Genomic DNA, 19,813 nt, shown 5'->3' with positions numbered 1-19,813 from the left:
GAGCCTAACCTAAATGGAGTCGAGGGGGTTGGCGGCGAGACCGGTCCGCCTGCGGTCACTGGTAGGTTTTCATCGTGCGTGCTTCCTCAGTGACCGGATCCCTCGTCCGGGTCTGCCTGGACGAGCCGCCCCGCGTGGCGAGCGTGGGTGTGGGCGTGCACGGAACCGGAAGTCTGCGCGATGTGTTCCGGCTGCCCGATCTGTGGCAGCTCCATCTGTACGGGTACGCGGGCGAACTCACCGTCGACGGAGTGACACACGCCATCCGGCCGGGGTACGTGAGCCTCGTGCCGCCCGGCGCGCTCGTGGAGTACCGCTACCGCGGGCGCTCCGAGCACCTCTACGCGCACCTTCAACTGGCGTCTTGCGGCGAGCGGTTGACCGTACCCCTGATGCAGAACGCCGGTTCGGTGGCGCCGGTGCTGGCGGGAATGCTGCAAGCGGCCGTCGCGGTGGCCCCGCGCAGCCCTGCCAGGGCCTGTGCCGAGGTGTGGGCCGCACTGTGGCGGGTCGCCGAGCCGGCGGTGCCGCGCGCCGGTGGCGCCGACCGGGCGCACGGCCCGGTCGCCGCGGCCGTCGCCCATGTCGAGGCCCACCTCGCGGGGCCCATGACCGTGCCCGAAGTGGCGAGGGCCGCCGGGGTTTCGCACAACCAGCTCATCCGGCTGTTCCGGGCGGAGACCGGAGGCACGGTCGTCGCGTACATCCGGCGGCGCAGGATGGAGCAGGCCCGCCACCTGCTGCGCGAGTCGACGCTGTCGATCCCCGCCGTGGCGGCCTCGGTCGGCATCGGTGATCTTCAGGCCTTCAACAAGGCATGCCGGCGCGAACTGGGCGCGTCGCCGCGTGCGATCCGCGCCGGCGGCTGAATCAGTCGCGTCCGGCGCCGCGGTACAGATCGAGCTCGCCCTCGAGCTCCACGGCCAGCACGGTGGCGAACTCGTCCGTGTCCGCGGCCGACGGGGCGTCGATCCAGTGGACTCCGGGTACGTCGCCGAGCCCCCCGATGACCCGGTGGCCGAGCTCGGTTCCCGTGCCGACGACGCTCACGCGCTTGACCGCATTGCGCAGACCCCGCAGGCCGATGGTCTCGCGCGGTGCGTCGAAGCAGACCAGATACAGGGTGCGCCGGTCCGCGGACAGGGTGCTCGGACCGTAGTGATGTCCCGCGGGGAGCCCGGCGACCGTCCCGTACACGGCTGCGCGGTGCCGGGCGATCCAGTCGCCGAGCCCTTCGAGGCGCTCGGCCTGCTCGGCCGGGATGGTGCCGTCCTGCCGGGGACCGACGGCGAGCAGCAGATTGCCGCCCATGGCGATGGTCTCGGCGAAGTAGCGCACCAGCAGGCGTACCGACTTGTGGTTGGTGTCCTGCGGCTGGTGGCCCCAGGAGTCGTTGACCGTCAGGCACAACTCCCACGGCCCGTCCGGGGCCTGCAACGGCACGCCCTGTTCGGGCGTGGCGTAGTCGCCGTACCCGAGCAGCCGCGCATTGAGCACCGTGTCCGGACTGCCTGCGAGGATCTCCTCGGAGAGCTCCCGCATCTTCCACTGTTCCTCGCTGCGCTCCCATTCACCGTCGAACCAGAGCAGGTCCGGGCGGAACCGCCCGACGAGTTCGCCGACCTGCGCGTTGCGGTACGAGAGGAACCGGTCCCAGGCCTCGGGGTCCTCCTCACCGGGCGGGGCCGAGGCGTAACGGTTGTCGGCCAGCTCGGCGTTCGGCGGCTGTGGATGCACCGTGCTCGCGTAGTCGGGGTGGTTCCAGTCGGAGTGCGAGTAGTACAGACCGACCTTGAGGCCCTGCTCGCGCAGCGCGTCGGCGTACCCGGCGAGGAGGTCGCGTCCGGCCGGTGTGTGCCGTACGACGTTCAGGTCGCCCTGGTGGGTGTCCCACAGGGCGACGCCGTCGTGGTGGCGCGCGGTCAGCACCGCGTACTTGGCACCCGCGCGGGCGAACAGCGCGGCCCAGGCCTTCGGGTCGTACTCCGAGGCGGTGAAGCCGTCGAGCTGCTTCATGTACTGCTCGTGCGGGACCTGGCCGTTGTAGAACGACCAGGACTCGGGGACGCCGTCGACGGCGTAGATCCCGTAGTGGATGAAGATGCCCAACTTGGCATCGGAGAACCAGGGCTGCATCGGCATGTGATCACGCTAGGCGCAGGAGTCGGGCCCGCGCGTGGGATGCAGTCACCACCACTGGTCCGTTTTCACCTGATGGACGATCGCGGCAGACAGCCGCCTCCCGCTCCTCCCGCCGTACGCCCCCTGGACGCATCCGCCGGATGCCGCGCATCCCACCCGGATCGCGCACCGGCGGCACGGCGGTGTCCCGGATCAGGCCGGCCCGGCAGCCAGCAGCCCGAGCGCCCGCAGCGGACCGGGCAGGACGCTGTCCGCCGGCTCGTGGGAGTCGTACAGATGCCCCCAGGCGGCTGCGGCGCCGTGGCTCCCCGCGGCCTTCGCGGCGCGCAGGTCCAGGGGCGAGTCGCCCACGTAGGCCAGTTCGGCCGGACCGGCACCGAGCATCTCCGCGGCCAGCAGGATTCCGTCGGGCGCGGGCTTGGGCCGCGCCACCTGATCCCCGCCGATCACGACATCCGCCTCCAGACCGGCAGCCTTCAGGAGAATCCGCGCCGCGCGCCTGCCGGCGCCGGTGAAGACCACGCGGGGCCGCCCCCGCGCACGCAGGGCATCGAACACCTCGGCCGTGCCGGGATACGGCGCCACCTCGACGCCCAGCAGTTCGCGGTAGTACACATCGGTCTCCGACGGCTCCAGATGCCGCCCCGTGAAGTGCTCCAGGATGACCTCCGGCGTGCCCCGGCCGTAGGCGTCGACGACCTCGGCGGCCCCGATCGCGGGGCCGCCCAGCGCGCGCACCGCGCGGACGAACGCCGCGGGCACCACCTCTGTGGTGTCCAGCAGCGTGCCGTCCATGTCCCAGACGAGTTCCTTGATCTTCACCCCGGGATCCTCCACCGGTCCATGGAACCGGTCAAGACCCGGGCCCGGCGACGGGCGTCAGGCGATCTCGATGAGCAGGTCGCCGGCTTCGACCTGCTGGACCCGGCCGATCGCGAGCCGGCGCACCGACCCCGCGGACTGGGCCGTGATCGACGCCTCCATCTTCATCGCCTCGATGGTGGCGACGGTCTGGCCGGCCGACACCGACGCGCCCTCCTCCACCTGAAGGGTGACGACCCCGGCGAACGGCGCGGCGACATGGCCCTCGTTGCCGCGGTCCGCCTTCTCGGCCGCCTTCACCTCGGTGGCGATGGACCTGTCCCTGACCGACACCGGCCGCAACTGCCCGTTGAGAGTGGCCAGCACGCTGCGGAATCCGCGCTCGTCGGCCTCGGAGATGGCCTCCAGCTCGATCAGCAGGGTGACACCGGGATCCAGCGTGACCGTGTGCTCGGTCTCCGTCTCCAGCCCGTACAGGAAGTCCTGCGTCGGCAGGACGGACGTGTCGCCGTACGCCTCCCGGTGGGCGTTGAACTCCTTGGTCGGGCCGGGGAAGAGCAGCCGGTTGAGAGTGGCGCGCGGCGACTGCTTCAGCCCCTCGCGGTCCTCGTCCGACAGCTGCGGGGTCTGTGCCCTCGCGGGGCGGCCGTGCAGTGCCCGGGTGCGGAACGGCTCGGGCCAGCCGCCGGGCGGGTCGCCCAGCTCGCCGCGCAGGAACCCGATCACGGAGTCCGGTACGTCGAACCTGCCCGGGTCGGACTCGAAGTCCGCCGCCTCGACCCCCGCACCCACCAGATGCAGTGCCAGGTCACCGACCACCTTCGACGACGGCGTCACCTTCACCAGCCGGCCGAGCATGCGGTCGGCCGCGGCGTAGCAGTCCTCGATGAGTTCGAACCGGTCGCCCAGACCGAGAGCGATGGCCTGCTGGCGCAGGTTGGACAACTGCCCGCCCGGGATCTCGTGGTGGTAGATCCGGCCGGTGGGCGAGGCGAGCCCGGATTCGAACGGGGCATAGACCTTGCGGGTCGCCTCCCAGTAGGGCTCCAGGTCCCCGACGGCCTGAAGGGAGAGGCCCGTCGCGCGCTCGGTGTGGTCGGTGGCGGCCACCAGGGCCGACAGCGGGGGCTGGCTGGTGGTGCCGGCCATGGAGGCGACCGCCGCGTCCACCGCGTCCACCCCCGCGTCGATGGCGGCGATCAGCGTGGCGAGCTGCCCGCCTGCGGTGTCGTGGGTGTGCAGATGGACCGGCAGGTCGAACCGCTCGCGCAGCGCCGTCACCAGGGTGCGGGCGGCGGGCGGACGCAGCAGCCCGGCCATGTCCTTGATGGCGAGCACGTGTGCTCCCGCCGCCACGATCTGTTCGGCGAGACGCAGGTAGTAGTCCAGGGTGTACAGGCTCTCGCCGGGGTCGGACAGGTCGGCCGTGTAGCACAGGGCCACTTCGGCGACCGACGTTCCGGTGGCGCGTACGGCGTCGATCGCCGGACGCATCTGGGACACGTCGTTCAGCGCGTCGAAGATCCGGAAGATGTCCATTCCGGCGCTCGCCGCCTCGGCGACGAACGTCTCGGTGACCTCGGTGGGGTAGGGCGTGTAGCCGACCGTGTTGCGGCCGCGCAGCAGCATCTGCGTACAGATGTTGGGCACCGCCTCCCGGATCTTGACCAGGCGCTCCCAGGGGTCCTCGGCGAGGAAGCGCAGCGCCACGTCGTACGTGGCGCCTCCCCAGCACTCGATGCTCAGCAGTTCCGGGACGGTCTGGGCGACATGCGGCGCCACGGCCAGCAGGTCGCGTGTCCGGACCCGGGTGGCCAGCAGGGACTGATGGGCGTCGCGGAACGTCGTGTCGGTGACGGCGACGGCCGACTGGGCGCGCAGCTCGGCGGCGAAGGCCTCCGGGCCGAGGGCCGCGAGGCGCTGCCGCGAGCCGGCCGGCGGTGTCCCGGGCCGGAGCACGGGCAGCTTGCCGGCCGGGTCGATGACGGAGGGGCGGGGACCGTAGGGCCGGTTGACGGTGGTCTCGGCCAGATAGCCGAGCATCCGGCTGCCGCGGTCGGCCGACGGGCGGGCCCGGATCAGTTCGGGGTGTTCGTCGATGAAGGAGGTGGTGATCCGCCCCGCCCGGAAGTCGGGGTGGTCCAGCACGGCTCCCAGGAACGGCAGGTTGGTGGCGACTCCACGGATACGGAACTCCGCGATCGCCCGGCGCGCCCGGCGCGCCGCGTTGGCGAAGTCATGACCGTGGCAGGTGAGTTTGACCAGCATCGAGTCGAAGTGCGCGGACACCTCCGCGCCGGTGTGGACGGTACCGCCGTCCAGCCGGACGCCCGGCCCGCCGGGGGACCGGTACGCGGAGATGGTGCCGGTGTCCGGCCGGAAGCCGTTGCCCGGGTCCTCCGTGGTGATGCGGCACTGCATCGCGGTGCCGTTGAGGGAGATGTCGTCCTGGGTGAGGTTCAGTTCGGGCAGGGTCATCCCGGCAGCGATGCGCAGCTGCGCGATGACCAGGTCGCGCCCGGTGACCTGCTCGGTCACGGTGTGCTCGACCTGGATACGCGGGTTCATCTCGATGAAGACGTGGTTGCCGCGCTCGTCGACGAGGAACTCGACGGTGCCCGCGTTCACGTAACCGATGTGGCGTGCGAAGGCGACGGCGTCGTCGCAGATGCGTGCCCGCAGCTCCGGGTCGAGGTTCGGGGCGGGCGCGATCTCGACGACCTTCTGGTGGCGGCGCTGCAGGGAGCAGTCCCGCTCGTAGAGGTGCGCGACGTTGCCCTCTGCGTCGGCGAGGATCTGCACCTCGATATGGCGGGGATTGATCACCGCCTGCTCGAGGAAGACCGTCGCGTCGCCGAACGCGGAGCGTGCCTCGCGCATGGCCGCGTCGATCGACTCACGCAGCTCTCCCGCCTCGGCGACCCGGCGCATGCCACGCCCGCCGCCGCCGGCCACGGCCTTGACGAACACCGGGAAGCCGATGTCCTCGCAGGCGGCGACGAGCGCGTCGACGTCCTCGGACGGTTCGGACGACTTCAGCACCGGCACACCGGCCGCGCGCGCCGCCGCGACGGCCCGGGACTTGTTCCCCGTCAGGTTCAGTACGGGTGCGGGCGGCCCGACGAAGGTGATGCCGGCTTCGGAGCACGCGGCCGCGAGGTCCGGATTCTCCGACAGGAAGCCGTAGCCCGGGTAGACCGCGTCGGCACCCGCCTTCCGGGCGGCCTTGATCACCTCTTCCACCGAGAGGTAGGCCCGCACGGGATGTCCGGGCTCCCCGATCCGGTAGGCCTCGTCGGCCTTGGCCCGGTGCAGGGAGTTGCGGTCCTCGTGCGGATACACGGCCACCGTGGAGATTCCGAGCTCGAACGCCGCGCGAAACGCGCGGATCGCGATCTCCCCGCGGTTGGCGACCAATACCTTGTCGAACATCAGACTCCCCAGTCGTGTCACGAGCGCGTGGCGTAAGGACGGGCGGTGCGGGGCGGGATGCGCAGGCCGGCATCCGGTGGCCGCACGGTGGTGGCGAGGTGCTCCGGGACCCTCGGACCGTGTCCGCGTGGTCCCGCCCCGGCCGTCGGGTCCGGCCCGCGCATGATCCGCGCCGCCGGAGCCGTCCCCGTACGTCCAGTACGAGGATGAACCTCCGGCGCGCGATTGCGCGCACCGCACGCCGCAGGCCACACCTTTCGGGCGTACGACGGGACTTCGCGGACACGACCTCGGGTCCGAAGCGTTCGACACCGTACCGGAGACATTCCCCGAGATCACGAGCACAAAAGATGGCCTGCGTCACGTCCCGGCGGCCGCCTCCCCGCGCAGGCGCCGGAGGCGCTCACCCGCAGGGGTCCGTCACCTGCATCGTCACGGGCCGGCGCGGTGGGGATCCTGGACGCGTTGCCGCCCCCCGCTCCCCGGGTGATGCTTATGGGCATGGCTGACCACGACGGCCCCGAACCCGTCGCGGCCGTCCGACGCGCACTGCGCCTGTTGGAGGCCGCGGGGGCGCACGGCGGTGAGGCAACCGCGCAGCAGCTGGCCCGGGAGGCCGGGCTCAGCCCGGCCACGGTCGTCGAGCTGCTTCCCGTGCTGTCCCGCGACGGGTATGTGACGGACCTGGGGAACGGAACGTTCGTCCTCCCCGACGCGGGCACCCGGCCGGTCGCGGAGCCCTACGGGCAGGTGCTGCCGGCGCGGGTCCACCCCGTTCTCACCGCCCTGCGGAACGATCTTTCGGCGGCCGTCTATCTGACGCTGTACGAGGACGGCGAGATCCGGGTCATGGAGATCGTCGACAGTGCCCGGACACCGCGAGTGGACCTCTGGGTGGGCTTCGAGGACGCGGGACATGCCACGGCCCTGGGCAAGAGCGTGCTGCGGGAACTGGATGGGGAGGCGCGCGCCGAATACCTCTCCCGGCACGCCCTGACGGGTCTCACGCCCCGGACCATCACGCACCGCGACGAGCTCCTCCACGAGCTCGACGCCTCGCCCGGGGCGCCGGTCGTCATGGACCGGGAGGAGTACGCCCTCGGTACGACCTGCGTGGCGGTGCCCGTGTACAGCGGCGAGCAGGTCGGTTCACTCGGGATCTCCTTCCGGTCGGACCGGATGTACCGGACCAGCCAGGTCCGGGAATTGCTGCTGTCGTCCGCGATCAGGGTGTCCACCGGGCTGTCGCTCCCCGGCTGAACCAGGGCGGTGGGCCGGCCGGATGGCGGGCGTCGTCGCGGGCTGCCTCGAACCGTCAGGAAACTACTTTCCTTGCAGGAAAGTACATGCCATGATGGCAACGAATTGCTCCCCTGCCCCTCCTCGGAAGGTGTCGTAGTCATGTCCAGGCGCGAAGGTGTCACGGAGTCCGCCCCCTACGGCCGGGGCCTGTCCGCCCAGGAGGCGGCAGAGGCGCTGGCGTCCGTCGATACGGCCACGGCGTCGCCCGGGAACGTGGCCGGTTCATGGTGGTACGGACCGGTGGCAGCCCTCGCCGTGGCGGCCGGTGTCGTCGTCGTGGGCAGCCAACTGACGCATGCCGGCCGTCCCGGCGCGGTGTGGACGGGAGCCCTGCTCATCTGGGCCGTGGCGCTGCTGCTCATGCGTACCCGTTCCCACGCCACGGGAGTGCGGCTGCCGCTCTCCGCCCACCTGCGGCGCGGCAACCTGGTCAATGTCGCTCTGCAACTGGCCGCGGCCGGCGCGGCGTGGGCACTCTGCGCCCTGCTCGGGGCCGGAGGCGCCGTCACCACGGCGGTCGTGGCCGTGGTGACCGGCCTCGGCGTCTGGGCCCGGGTCGTCGCATACAACCGCCGGACCCGGCGCGGCCTCCAGGGACGCGCGTGAGCGCTGACGGCGGGCGGGCGGCGGGCCCCGCTCTCGACGAGGTCATCCATCACCCCAGCCGGCTGGCGGTCTCGGCGTTCCTTTCCGCGTGCGTCGAGGCGGACTTCGCGACGGTCCGCGAGCGTTGCGGCCTTTCCGATTCGGCGCTGAGCAAGATCGCCACTGCCCTGGAGTCCGCGGGCTATGTCCGTATCCGCAAGGGGCACGTCGGCCGGCGGCCTCGCACCTGGCTCTCGCTCAGCCCGGCCGGACGGGACGCACTGGCCGGCCACATCGCCGCGCTCCAGGCAATCGCCGACTCGGCCCGCAACGCGGGCGCCGCCGCCACGGCAGCCGACGCGCGGTCATGACGACGACCCCGGCGGCTCCGGTTCGCGGCGTGGGCCCGCCGTACACGACGCGCCGTGCGGGCCGCTGTACACGATGCGCGGCGTGGGCCCGCCGTACACGACGCGCCGTGCGGGCGAGCCGGCTTCCGCGTGTCAGCCCAGTCGTGTGAGGTCCGGCCGCAGCCGCTGCCAGACCGGCTGGCGCAGGCGGCCCGCGGCGGTCCACTCGGACGCGGTCACCTCCGCGACCAGGCGCGGCTCGACCCAGTGCGCCCCGGCCACGTCGACCGGGTCGAGGAACGGCGACGAGGGGCGGGCGATCACCTTCAGATACGCGCCGAGTTCGCCCAGTTCGCGGTCGGACATCCCCGACCCCACCGATCCCGCGAACCGCAGACCTCCCGGACCGTCCACGCCGACGAGGACCGCGCCGGGCACGCCCGCGGCCGCGCCGCTTCGCTGCGTCCAGCCGCCGATGACCACATCGAGGGTCTCGACGCGCTTGGTCTTGCGCCAGTGAGGTGAGCGGACGCCGGGCGTGTACGGGGAGGAGAGCCGCTTGGCGACCAGGCCCTCCAGGCCGCCGCTCAGGACGGTGTCCCACGCCTGCGCGCCGTGACCGCGAACGTAGGCGGGGACCGACCAGTGCGGACCGGCCGGCGCCAGAGCGGACAGAACCCGGCGGCGCTCCTCGTAGGGGCCGGCGGACAGTGCGCGGCCGTCGAGGAACATCACGTCGAAGATCATCAGATGGGCGGGGCAGTCCAGTGCCAGACGGGCGGCGCGGCGCGCGTTCATGATGCCCATCCGGCGCTGGAGCAGGCCGAAGTCGGACCGCCCGGCCGCGTCGAGCACCACCACCTCACCGTCCAGGACCACGCCGTGCCCGCGCAGTACGTCGCCCAGTGCGCCCAGCTCGGGATAGGTGACGGTGACGTCGTTGCCCGCGCGGGAGGTCAGCCGCACGGTTCCGTCGCCCGGGGTGGTCAGGACGCAGCGCGCACCGTCCCACTTCGCCTCGAACGCCCAGTCCGTGTCCGGTACGGGCAGCGGACCCGGCACGCAGAGCATCGGTGCGATCGACGGAAGCGCCCAGGGGACGCCCGCGGGATTCGGGGTCATGATCCCGATGATCGAACGGCCGGCGGATCTCCGCAGTCCGGGACCGGCGAGCGACCGGCCCGGGGCGCGGCGCCGGACCGCGTGCGCCGGCGCCGCGGGACCGGGCGGAGACGCGGCCCACCGCCCGTAACAGGCAGGTGAGTTGTGTGCTGCGGGTCCGCCGTCCGGGCGGATGTGGCACAGTCGGGCCGTGGATGCACTGCGGCCTCAGGACCCCGCGCACATAGGCGCCTACCAACTACTCGCCCGCCTCGGAGCGGGCGGCATGGGGGAGGTGTATCTCGGCCGCTCTCCCGGCGGACGGCTGGTGGCCGTGAAGGTGATCCGTGACGAGATCAGTGATCACCCCGAGGCGCTGGCCCGTTTCAGACGGGAGGCCGCGACCGTCGAGACCGTGCGCAGCGCGTACACGGCACAGCTGATCGAGGCGTCACTCGGAACGTCCCCCTACTGGCTGGCCACGGAGTACGTGGCCGGGCCCACCCTGCGCGGCGCCGTGGGGACGCACGGCCCCTTCCCGTACGACAGCGCGCTGCGGCTGCTCGCCGCGCTCGCCGAAGGACTGGCCGCCGTTCACGTCCACGGAGTCACCCACCGGGACCTGAAGCCGCACAACGTCATCCTGTCGCAGCAGGGACCGCAGCTCATCGACTTCGGGATCGCGCGGGGGCTCGAGCAGACGAAGCTCACCCGCGAGGGAATGGTGTCGGGCACACCCGGTTACACCGCTCCGGAGGTGCTGCTGCGCAACGAGGTGGGCCCGGCGGCGGACGTCTTCGCGCTGGGCGCGACCCTGGCGTACACGGCGACGGGCCGGCCCCCGTTCGGCGCGGGCGAGGCGGCGGCGGTGAGCTACCGGACCGTGCACGAGGAGATCGACCTGGAGGGAGTCCACCCGGCGCTGGCGGCCCTGATCCGCTGGTGTGTCGCCAAGGACCCGGCGCACCGGCCGGAGCCCGCCGCCGTCATCGCCGGCTGCGCGGTGGACTCGCCGCTGGCATCGGATCCCCACTACCGTGCGGTGGCCCGGACCGCCGAACCCGTCCTCGTACCCGGGTACGCGGACACACCGTTCGCGTCGACGGGCGCGCAGACCGAACCGCTGGCGGATCCCGGTCCGGACCGTGTTCAGTTCAACGGGACCGGGACCGGGGCCGGGGTCCCGGCGCAGCCGGAGCAGCGCGAGGAGGGCGGGCACGGCGCCCCGGCTCCGGCGACGACGCTCCCCACGCACACCAACGGCACCACCGCACCGTCCGGCGGCCCCGACCGGCAGCAGCGGGGCCGCCGCGGCCCCAGGAGCAGGTCCTGGCTCGCCCTGTGCGCGGTGGCGATCGCCGTGCCGCTGACGGTCTGGCTGCTTCCGGAAGGGGGCGACGAGGACACCGGGGACGCGGCGGCTTCCGGGGCCACGACATCCGCGAAGCCGGCCGCGTCCCGGCCGGGCGGCAAGGAGCCGTCCGGTAAGGGTTCGTCAGGCAAGGAGTCGTCAGACGAGGCCTCGTCAGACGAGGGCTCGTCCGGCCGGCCGCCGGACCACATCGTGAACGACCGCGTCTCGAAGGACCGCTGGACGCTCTCGGAGGACAAGGGACAGGCCGCTTTCGGGGCCGGCGACTGCGACCTGGACAGTCTTCCCGATGACTCACCACCGACGGGACTGCTCTCCTCCGTCTCGCACACCACCGGCGCGAACACCGCCAAGGTGACCCTGCGCCCCAAGGATGCGGGGGAGGGGAAGAGGCCGGCGCCGTACTACGTCTCGGTGGGGGTGCGGCCCCCGCACGAGACCGACCGTGCCACCGGGCGGCCGCTCGCAACGGTGAGCAAGGGCATCGGCTTCACGAGCAAGCCGGTCGACCTCTACTCCCGCTGGACCTCCGGCGGGAGCGTCGAGCTCAGGTACCCGGAGGACTTCCGGGCCCATTTCGGCAAGCGCGCCGTCGACGCGATCCCGGTGGGGGACGACAGGGGCGACTGGACCGTCGTCCTCTACCACGTCGAGGGCGGGCCCTCGGCGTACACCTCCGTCTCGTGCAACGGATTCCACGCCTGAGGCAACGGCCGGGCCGCCCGGCCGGGACAGCCGCTCCGGCGGCCGGGTCGCCGTCGGGCAGCGCGGCCGCGGCCCGGCACGCCGCCGTCCCTCGCCGCCGGGTGAGCGCTGAGCGCTATTCGATGACGAGCTCGACCGGGATGTTGCCGCGGGTGGCGTTCGAGTACGGGCAGACCTGGTGGGCGTGCTCGACCAGCTTGCGTCCGGTGGCCTCGTCGATGCCCTCGGGCAGCTCCACGCGCAGCGTGACCGCGAGCCCGAAGCCTTCGCCCTGCTTGCCGATGCCGACCTCGCCCGTCACGGCGGCATCGCTGACATCGACCTTGGCCTGCCGGCCGACGAGGCCCAGGGCGCTGGCGAAGCAGGCTGCATAGCCCGCGGCGAACAGCTGCTCCGGGTTGGTGCCCTGGCCGCTGCCGCCCATCTCCACCGGGACGGCCAGCTGCAGATCCAGTGTGCCGTCGGCGCTGACGGCGCGGCCGTCACGGCCGTGGGTGGCGGTGGCGACGGCGGTGTAGAGCGTTTCCATGGAAACAGTTCCTCTCGAAGGTCTTGTCCCGACCGCGATGTCCGGCCGCTTCCACTCAAGCAAAGCACACAATTAAATTGTGCACAATCAAATCGGGTGCGCGAAGCTATGCTGGATCCATGACCGCCACACCCAGCTCCGCCCGCAAGGTCCCGTCCGAGGCCGACTACCTCCGCCTCGACCAGCAGATCTGCTTCTCCCTGAATGCCGCGTCGCGCGCCTTCGGCAGCGTCTACCGGGTGCTGCTCAAGGATCTCGGGCTCACCTATCCCCAGTACCTGGTGATGCTGGTGCTGTGGGAGCGCGGCGAACTGCCGGTCAAGAAGCTGGGGGAGCACCTGCGGCTCGACTCCGGCACGCTGTCGCCCCTGCTGAAGCGGCTGGAGGCGGCGGGGATGGTACGGCGCGAGCGCAGTGCCGAGGACGAGCGCTCGGTGCATGTGCACCTCACGGACGACGGCGCCGCGCTGCGCGAGCGGGCCCTCATGGTGCCTCGGCGGATCGCCTCGGCGACCGGCTTCGACCTCGACGAGATCGGCGAACTGCGGGACCGCCTGAACCGGCTCACGGCCGCACTGGACGCGGCGGCTGCGGAGTGACGGGGTTCCCGCGCGCGGAGCGCACCCGGCGTCAGGCGACGTAGGCGGACAACGTCAGGGTCCCCGCCAGAAGCCGCCACAGCACCCAGGCGCCCGCGCGGCTCGCCGTGCCGCACAGCACCGCCTGTGTGCACCGCGTCGGCCGGTCCTGCCAGGCGCCCACGACCATGTAGTGGAAGCCGAAGGTACGGGTGAACGTGAACCGGATGTGCAGCCCGTCACCCAGGTCGTGGCCGGGAAGCGTCGCGATCTGGAGGTGGTCGCCCGAGACGGCCTCCACCCGCACGGGGTTCCCGCCCAGCAGGTCGCATTCGTCCGCCGGACGGACCCGGGCGGGACACCGGCCGCTCACCGGGAACAGCCAGAAGTGGTCGGTGAGCTGCCGGCGTACGGCATCGGGGCCGGTGAAGGGGTGGATGCCCAGGAAGTAGCTGTACCGGTACAGCCACTTGTGGCCACCGGGGCACCCGGCGGGGCCGGACTCGCACTCCTGGGAGGCGTACCGGGAGCCGCCGTACGCCGTCGTGCTCTGCGGCCCGGACGGAACGGCGGCTGTTCGCGGTGCGGCGTACGAGGGCGACGGCACTGCGCAGAGCGTGAGCGCGAGACAGAGGGCGAGGGCCGACGCGGCGCGGCCCGTCGTGCGGGTGGGGCTCCTCATGAACCGCAACGGCAGGGGGTTGCCTCCGCCGGCCCCGGGGCGGACTACCGGAACGCGCGGCGCCATCTGCGACCCGCCTTCCCCGTCGGCACCTCCCGATTGGGGTGCTCGCCACAGGAAAGCTATGCCCTGGTGAGGGCTCCGGCACCTCGGCGTCCATGGCGCGCCCTTACCGTGGCCGGTACGGCCGCGGGGCTCGGGCGGCGAACCCCGGGCGCCAAGGGGTGCGGCCACCGCCCGCCGCGAGGCGCACCGGGGCGTTGCCGACCGCCCCGGTGTCGCGCGCCCGCCTGCTGCGTCAGCTCGGCCGGATCCGGCGGGCGAGCAGGAACAGATGCGGTTCCGGCAGGCCCGCCGGATGGGCCGGAGTGAAGACGCTGCTCTCCTGCGACAGGACCGTGAATCCGGCCGATGCCACCCGCGCGGTGAAATCCGACTCACCGAAACTGGTCACCTGCACCGGCCGGCCCATGAACGTCGCGTTCACGCCCTCCACGTCCAACGGCACCGTGGCCGCCGCCAGATGGCCGCCGGGCCGCAGGGACCGCCCGACCAGGCGAAGGACCTCCGACTGGTCGGCGCGCGACATCTGCAGGAGGGAGAAGTACACGCATGCCGCATCGAAACTCCCCTCCTGCGGGTTGAGCTCGCGGATGTCCGCGCAGCGGAACTCGGCACCGGGCACCTGCCGGGACGCGATGTCCACCATGACCGTGGAGACGTCGACGCCGAGCACCTCGTGGCCGGCGTCGACGAGGGTCTGGGCAGTCGGCCGCCCGGTGCCGCTGCCGACGTCCAGTACCCGGCTGTGCGGGGCAAGGAGATGCAGCAGTTGCCCGAGCGAGTCGCGATGCGCGGCCGATCCGGCGAACGCCCGCTCGTAGTCGGTGCCGAGGGCGTCGAAGACCGACGCTGCGGTGGGGGGTCGGTCCGCGTCCAACGCGCATCCCTTCCTTCTCGGGCTGTTGGCTCCGGGGGAGCGCTGGTGCAGATGGGGTGAATTGCTCGTTCGGTGCATTCTTCCACAGCAACTACCGTATGAAGAGGGTGCGTTGAAGGGATGAGGTGCGACCGGCGGAACCGGGAGCCGTATCCGTCCGCCCCGCCCCGCGCTACTGCAGCGCGTGTACCGCCGCGCCGAAGACCGCCGGCGCGCGGTGCGCCGCCGGCACGATCAGGCGGGCCGTGACGGGATACCTGGCGACAGCCAACAGGCCTGCGGTGAGCATGCGATGACGCAGTGTCAGCTGCTGCCAGCGGGCCGGATAGTCCTGCGGGCGGCCGGCGGCGAGCGAGTCGACCGCAGCCGTGGCCGTCGCCACGGCCAGTGCGACGCCCTCGCCGGTCAGCGCGTCCAGGTATCCGGCGGCGTCACCGACCAGCAGGACACGTCCGGCCCGCCGGGCCCGGGCCCGGCGGCGCAGCGGCCCGGCGCCGCGTACGGGACCGGCCTCCAGGCCGAGCAGGGATGCGGCCAGGCGGGGGAACGCCGCCAGATGGCTCTCGTAGGGCAGGCGTTCCCCGCTGAGCACGGCCACGCCCACCGAGCCGTCGCCGAGCGGTGTCACGTACGCCTCGCCGTGCCGGGACCAGTGGACCTCGACGAAGTCCGTCCACGGGGCGATCCGGTAGTGGCGGCGCAGCCCGTACCGGCGCCGGGCCGTGCCGGGTGTGTCCAGGCCCAGCTCGCGGCGCAGCGGTGAGCGCAGTCCGTCGGCGGCGATCAGCCAACGCGCCGTCAGCCCGCCCGCGCCGACCCGGTCGTGCCCCTGCCACACCCGCGCGACCTTGCCCGGGACGATCCTGACGCCGAGCTCCAGCGCCCTGCTGTGCAGCGCGGTGTGCAGCGCGGTCCGGCGTACGCCCAGGCCGGGCCGTCCGCGGAACGGCGCCACCGCGCTCCGCGCACCCTCCAGATACCGGATCCCTCGCAGTGGCCGGCCGGACACCGCGACACCCAGGGCGTGCAGCGCCGCGACTCCGCTGGGCATGATGCCTTCGCCGCAGGCCTTGTCGATGGGGGCGGAGCGCGGCTCGACGACCACCACCTCCATCCCCCGTCCGGCCGCCCGGATCGCCGCCGCCAGGCCGGCCGGACCGCCGCCCGCGACCAGCAGGTCGATCATGCCGGTGCCTCCGCGGCCGGTGCGCAGGCGAGTGCCGTCTCCTCGCACCGGATACGTACGGCCATGAGGGCCGCGTTGAGTACGGTGAAGAGCACCGCCGTCACCCACGCGCCGTGGACGAGCGGCAGGGCGAGCCCTTCGGCGGCGACGGCCACGTAGTTGGGGTGACGCAGCAGGCGGTACGGTCCGCCGGTCTCCAGCGGCAGGCCCGCGACGACGATGACGCGGGTGTTCCACCGGTGCCCGAGCGTACGGATGCACCACCAGCGCAGGGCCTGCGCGGCCAGCACCACGGCCACCATCGTCCAGCCGAGCACCGGGAGGAACGGCCGGTCCGCCAGCGCGACTTCGGCGAGACAGCCCGCGAGCAGAGCGGTGTGCAGGGCGACCATCGCCGGGTAGTGGTTCCGGCCGTACTCGGTCCCGCCCCTCGCCAGCGCCCAGCGCGTGTTGCGCAGCGCGACGACGAGTTCGGCGATGCGCTCGCCCGCCACGCCCAGGACGAGTGCGGTGTACCAGATCATGTGACCTCCGACCTACCAGCGCAGCAGCACCAGTTCGCAGCAGAATCCCGGTCCCATGGCCATCAGCAGACCCGGCGAGCCCGGCTCGGGGCGCCGCTGGTCCAGGGTGTCCCGCAGGACATGGAGCACCGAGGACGAGGACAGGTTCCCGACCTCGGCCAGTGAGCGCCAGGTGACGTCGAGCGCGCCTTCGGGGAGGGAGAGGACCTCGGACACGGCCTCCAGGACCTTGGGGCCGCCCGGGTGGCACACCCAGTGGGCCACATCCTTCGGTTTGAGCCCGTGCTCCGCCAGGAAGTCACGCACGTCGTCGCCGAGATAGCGGCGCACGACATCGGGGACGCCCGGATCGAGCACCACCTTGAAACCGGAACTCCGGATGTCCCAGCCCATCACGTGCTCGGTGTCCGGATACATCCGGCTGCGGGTGGCCACCACCTCGGGCCCGGCGGCCGGCGCCCTGCCCTCGCCGAGCGCCACCACGGCGGCCGCCCCGTCGCCGAACAGCGCCGTCGCCACGAGATTGGCGGGCGTCGCGTCGTGCCGCTGGAAGGTGAGGGAGCACAGTTCGACCGAGAGCAGGACCGCCACGTCGTCGGGCCGGCCGAGCAGGTAGTCGTGCAGCCGGGCCACCCCGGCGGCCCCGGCGACGCAGCCGAGGCCGAAGACGGGCAGCCGCTTCACGTCGGGGCGCAGACCGAGCCGCCCGACGAGCCGGGCGTCCACGGACGGTGCGGCCACCCCGGTGACGGAGGTGAACATCACCAGGTCCACATCGCAGGGCCGCAGTCCGGCCGTCCGCAGTGCCCCGCGCAGCGCCTCGGCCCCCAGGTCCACCGCGGCGCCGATGAAGACGTCGTTGGCGTCCCCGAATCCGTCCAGCTCCGCGTAGCGCTCCAGCGGCAGCACCATGTTCCGGGTGCGCACCCGGGCGTTCTCGTGCAGGCGGTCCAGGACACGCCGGTCGGCCCCCGGCGGCAGACAGGTGCGGGCCACCATGTCGGTGACCTCCCGCTGGGTGTGGCGGTACGGGGCCAGGGTGCCGTGAACGGCCGCGATCCGGGTCATTCCCGGTCCTGCTGCGGAGGCGTCATGGCCCATCCCTGCCCCGCGGGAGGGACAAAACACCGTAAACAACCCGTGCGGCTGTCAGGTGCGGCCTGTCCGGAGTACCTACGATCACGTGATGGGCACTCCGGAACCGCCGCGCGTCTGCGCCGCGACCCCGTGGCCGCTGCGCCGCACGGCGGGGCTGGCCCGCTCCTGTCATCCGGGGCCGGTGATCGCGGTGACCGCGATCACCGGCGCGCTCGGCGTGAGCGCCGGCCTCGACGGGGTCCGGTGCACCCTGCTCGTCGCGGCCGTCCTGAGCGGTCAGCTGTCGGTGGGCTGGTGCAACGACGCGTTCGACGCCCGGCGGGACGCCGTGGCCGGCCGGAGCGGCAAGCCGGTGGCCGACGGGTCGGTGAGCGGGCGGGCGGTGTGGACCGCCGCCTTCACCGCCGCCCTGCTCTGCGTTCCGCTCTCACTGGCCTGCGGCCTTCTCGCCGCGGCGGTGCATCTGACGGCCGTGGCGGCCGCCTGGGCGTACAACCTGAGGGCGAAGGCGACGGCACTGTCCTGGCTTCCGTACGTCATCGGGTTCGGCAGCCTGCCCGCGGTGGCCGCGCTGACTCTGCCCGGCAGCCCCGGACCGGCCTGGTGGGCGGTGACCGCCGGTGCGCTGCTGGGCCTGGGGGCCCACCTCGGCGACGTCCTCCCGGACATCGAGGACGATCTGCGCAACGGGGTGAACGGCCTGCCGCAGCGGCTGGGCACCACCGCCACCGGTCTGCTGCTGCCGGTGCCCCTGCTGGCAGCCTCGGCGGTCCTGGCGCTCGGCCCGGCCGGGCCGCCCGGCCGGTGGGGAGCGGTGACCCTCGCGGCGGCGGTACCGGTGGCACTCGCGGGGCTCCTGCTCGGCCGCCACCGGCGCAAGGCACCGCTCGCCGCGGCCGCCGTCGTCGCGGCGGCGGACGTGATGCTCCTGCTGGTGCGCGGCGCCGCCCCGGTGTGACCCGGCTCCGGCAGCCCACCGCTCCGGACCGTGCGCGGGCCGGCGCCTCAGACAGTGCGCAGCCAGGCGTCGAGCAGCCGGAGATCGGCATCGGCCAGACCGCGGGCGGGATCGACACGGTGGAGGAGGGCCCGTTCGCCGTGGTGCGCTGCCACCCGGATCCGGTCCGCCCCGGTGATCTCGTCGTCGGCCCAGGCGAAGGCCCGGCCGGCCGCCCAGCCGACGAGTGTCCGGGTCTTCCAGTGCAGCCCCGCCCGCGCGTCCCGTTCCTCCTGGTCCGAAGGGCCGGGCCAGTCGACCACGCGGAGTTCCGGCAGCCCCAGCCGCGGCGCCACCGTCTCGTTCGCCTCATGCGTCCATGTCGTCGCCCAGACCAGCTCGCACGGGAGGGCGGCCAGCCGGGGGCCGAGCGACGGGTCGATCCTGGCGAGCAGCGGGTTGGCCCCGGCCCCGTCCGCGGCTGCCTCCCCGGAAGGCGGCGGCCCCGCCGGAAACGTCGGGTGGCCGCCGGTGCGCGGGCCGAACGGGATGAGCGGGCCGTCGACATCGAGGAAGAGGAGCGGAAGCCCACCGGGAACGGTCACCCGCAGCACCGTACAGCCTGAGGTCAGCGACCGCCGGCCACGCGCAGGATCGCCCCGGTGGCGTACGAGGCGTCGTCCGAGAGCAGCCAGGCGACGGCGCCCGCGATCTCCTCGGGCTGCCCCGGCCGGCCGAGGGGGATCTGGGCGGCGGCCTTGGCGGGGCGCTCCGGGTCCGCGTGGAAGCCGGTGCGGATGATGCCGGGGGCCACGGCGTTGACGCGGATGCCGTCCGGGCCGGCCTCCTTGGACAGCCCGACGGTCATCGTGTCCACGGCGGCCTTCGCGGCGGCGTAGTGGACGTACTCACCGGGGCTGCCCAGCGTGGCGGCGGCCGAGGACATGTTCACGATGGCGCCGCCGCCCGAGCGGCCCATGTCGCGCACGGCACGCCGCGCGCAGAGCAGATATCCGATGACATTGACGTCCAGGGCGCGCCTGAGCCCCGCCGCGTCGGCGTCGGCGAGCGGTCCCAACGGGCCGCTGATCCCGGCGTTGTTGACCAGACCGGTGACGGGGCCGAGCTCGGCGGCCGCCGTTTCGAAGAGCCGGTCGACATCGGCCTCGTCGGTCGTGTCCACCCGCACCGTGACGCAGCGTCGCCCCGTCTCCCGCACGGCCGCGGCGACCGCCTCGGCCGCCGCCGCGTCGGAGCGGTAGCCCAGCGCGATGTCATGGCCGTCGCCCGCCAGACGTACGCAGACCGCGGCACCGATGCCGCGACTGCCGCCGGTGACCACGGTGACCGGTTGACGGCTCATGGGAAGCCCCTCACTGCTGTGCGACGACGTGATGCCCTCGGTGAAGGAGCCCATCGTAGGCAGTGATGATCAACAGCCCCCGTGCGGGCCTGTGATGTCCGCCGGCCGGGCACGGGCGTTCCGCGCGGTCCCGGACACACGACGATGGACTGCCACCCACTCATG

19 protein-coding genes are annotated in these 19,813 nt (G+C 72.8%); 7 read left to right on the top strand and 12 right to left on the bottom strand.

Annotation, left to right across the window (positions count from 1 at the left end; translation table 11 throughout):
* Nucleotides 1-74 precede the first annotated feature (74 nt).
* Nucleotides 75-869, top strand: coding sequence for a helix-turn-helix transcriptional regulator (locus OG782_RS02310; protein ID WP_406447698.1), 795 nt, complete (start codon nucleotides 75-77; stop codon nucleotides 867-869).
* A gap of 1 nt (nucleotide 870) precedes the next feature.
* On the opposite strand, the gene OG782_RS02305 is transcribed toward OG782_RS02310, so the two are convergent.
* The 3 genes from OG782_RS02305 to OG782_RS02295 all read right to left on the bottom strand — a co-directional run bounded on the left by OG782_RS02305 (nucleotide 871) and on the right by OG782_RS02295 (nucleotide 6,396).
* Nucleotides 871-2,142: an alpha-L-fucosidase gene (locus OG782_RS02305; protein ID WP_406447697.1), complete on the bottom strand. Its 1,272-nt coding sequence runs from the start codon at nucleotides 2,140-2,142 to the stop codon at nucleotides 871-873.
* A 192-nt stretch (nucleotides 2,143-2,334) separates the two neighbouring features.
* Complete coding sequence (locus tag OG782_RS02300; protein ID WP_406447696.1) at nucleotides 2,335-2,964, bottom strand: HAD family hydrolase; 630 nt, start codon at nucleotides 2,962-2,964, stop codon at nucleotides 2,335-2,337.
* A gap of 57 nt (nucleotides 2,965-3,021) precedes the next feature.
* Complete coding sequence (locus OG782_RS02295; RefSeq protein ID WP_406447695.1) at nucleotides 3,022-6,396, bottom strand: pyruvate carboxylase; 3,375 nt, start codon at nucleotides 6,394-6,396, stop codon at nucleotides 3,022-3,024.
* A gap of 501 nt (nucleotides 6,397-6,897) precedes the next feature.
* On the opposite strand from OG782_RS02295, the gene OG782_RS02290 reads away from it, so the two are divergent.
* From OG782_RS02290 to OG782_RS02280, 3 genes are all read left to right on the top strand, one after another.
* Entirely contained in the window at nucleotides 6,898-7,656 is a 759-nt protein-coding gene (locus OG782_RS02290) for an IclR family transcriptional regulator (protein WP_406447694.1), read from the top strand.
* Nucleotides 7,657-7,797: 141 nt separating this feature from the next.
* Nucleotides 7,798-8,304 (top strand): hypothetical protein, encoded by a 507-nt coding sequence (locus tag OG782_RS02285; protein WP_406447693.1) that lies wholly within the window; start codon nucleotides 7,798-7,800, stop codon nucleotides 8,302-8,304.
* The gene (locus OG782_RS02280; protein WP_406447692.1) at nucleotides 8,301-8,654 is read left to right on the top strand and encodes a winged helix-turn-helix domain-containing protein; all 354 of its coding nucleotides are present in this window, start codon (nucleotides 8,301-8,303) and stop codon (nucleotides 8,652-8,654) included. Before OG782_RS02285 ends, OG782_RS02280 begins: the two co-directional genes overlap by 4 nt.
* A gap of 132 nt (nucleotides 8,655-8,786) precedes the next feature.
* On the opposite strand, the gene ligD is transcribed toward OG782_RS02280, so the two are convergent.
* Entirely contained in the window at nucleotides 8,787-9,755 is a 969-nt protein-coding gene (gene ligD / locus OG782_RS02275) for a non-homologous end-joining DNA ligase (RefSeq protein ID WP_406447691.1), read from the bottom strand.
* Nucleotides 9,756-9,945: 190 nt separating this feature from the next.
* On the opposite strand from ligD, the gene OG782_RS02270 reads away from it, so the two are divergent.
* Nucleotides 9,946-11,811, top strand: a complete 1,866-nt coding sequence (locus tag OG782_RS02270) for a serine/threonine-protein kinase (protein ID WP_406447690.1) — start codon at nucleotides 9,946-9,948, stop codon at nucleotides 11,809-11,811.
* Nucleotides 11,812-11,926: 115 nt separating this feature from the next.
* Here the strand turns inward: OG782_RS02270 and OG782_RS02265 are convergent, their stop codons facing one another.
* A complete protein-coding gene (locus OG782_RS02265) occupies nucleotides 11,927-12,340 on the bottom strand; it encodes an organic hydroperoxide resistance protein (RefSeq protein ID WP_406447689.1) in 414 nt (137 codons plus the stop codon).
* A 119-nt stretch (nucleotides 12,341-12,459) separates the two neighbouring features.
* On the opposite strand from OG782_RS02265, the gene OG782_RS02260 reads away from it, so the two are divergent.
* Nucleotides 12,460-12,939, top strand: coding sequence for a MarR family winged helix-turn-helix transcriptional regulator (locus OG782_RS02260; protein WP_406447688.1), 480 nt, complete (start codon nucleotides 12,460-12,462; stop codon nucleotides 12,937-12,939).
* A gap of 31 nt (nucleotides 12,940-12,970) precedes the next feature.
* Here the strand turns inward: OG782_RS02260 and OG782_RS02255 are convergent, their stop codons facing one another.
* From OG782_RS02255 to OG782_RS02235, 5 genes are all read right to left on the bottom strand, one after another.
* Complete coding sequence (locus tag OG782_RS02255) at nucleotides 12,971-13,600, bottom strand: hypothetical protein (protein ID WP_406447687.1); 630 nt, start codon at nucleotides 13,598-13,600, stop codon at nucleotides 12,971-12,973.
* 298 nt (nucleotides 13,601-13,898) lie between these two features.
* Nucleotides 13,899-14,540 carry a class I SAM-dependent methyltransferase gene (locus tag OG782_RS02250; RefSeq protein WP_406447686.1) on the bottom strand — a complete coding sequence of 214 codons (642 nt, stop codon included), beginning with the start codon at nucleotides 14,538-14,540 and terminating at the stop codon, nucleotides 13,899-13,901.
* 172 nt (nucleotides 14,541-14,712) lie between these two features.
* Nucleotides 14,713-15,726, bottom strand: a complete 1,014-nt coding sequence (locus OG782_RS02245) for an NAD(P)/FAD-dependent oxidoreductase (RefSeq protein WP_406447685.1) — start codon at nucleotides 15,724-15,726, stop codon at nucleotides 14,713-14,715.
* Nucleotides 15,723-16,250 (bottom strand): isoprenylcysteine carboxyl methyltransferase family protein, encoded by a 528-nt coding sequence (locus tag OG782_RS02240; protein WP_406447684.1) that lies wholly within the window; start codon nucleotides 16,248-16,250, stop codon nucleotides 15,723-15,725. The genes OG782_RS02245 and OG782_RS02240 overlap by 4 nt, the downstream gene beginning before the upstream one ends.
* Nucleotides 16,251-16,262: 12 nt before the next feature.
* Nucleotides 16,263-17,318, bottom strand: a complete 1,056-nt coding sequence (locus OG782_RS02235) for a type III polyketide synthase (RefSeq protein WP_406447683.1) — start codon at nucleotides 17,316-17,318, stop codon at nucleotides 16,263-16,265.
* Nucleotides 17,319-17,436: 118 nt separating this feature from the next.
* Here OG782_RS02235 and OG782_RS02230 point away from each other — a divergent pair, with 118 nt between their 5' ends.
* Nucleotides 17,437-18,306, top strand: coding sequence for a UbiA family prenyltransferase (locus OG782_RS02230; RefSeq protein WP_406447682.1), 870 nt, complete (start codon nucleotides 17,437-17,439; stop codon nucleotides 18,304-18,306).
* 47 nt (nucleotides 18,307-18,353) lie between these two features.
* On the opposite strand, the gene OG782_RS02225 is transcribed toward OG782_RS02230, so the two are convergent.
* Together OG782_RS02225 and OG782_RS02220 are read right to left on the bottom strand one after the other, a co-directional pair.
* Complete coding sequence (locus tag OG782_RS02225) at nucleotides 18,354-18,890, bottom strand: hypothetical protein (RefSeq protein ID WP_406447681.1); 537 nt, start codon at nucleotides 18,888-18,890, stop codon at nucleotides 18,354-18,356.
* 23 nt (nucleotides 18,891-18,913) lie between these two features.
* Nucleotides 18,914-19,648: an SDR family NAD(P)-dependent oxidoreductase gene (locus tag OG782_RS02220; RefSeq protein WP_406447680.1), complete on the bottom strand. Its 735-nt coding sequence runs from the start codon at nucleotides 19,646-19,648 to the stop codon at nucleotides 18,914-18,916.
* Nucleotides 19,649-19,813: the final 165 nt, after the last annotated feature.

This window comes from Streptomyces sp. NBC_00876, assembly GCF_045207435.1.
Lineage (GTDB): Bacteria > Actinomycetota > Actinomycetes > Streptomycetales > Streptomycetaceae > Streptomyces.
Note: the sequence above shows the minus strand (reverse complement) of the source record. Positions and strands in the feature narration are given on the sequence as shown.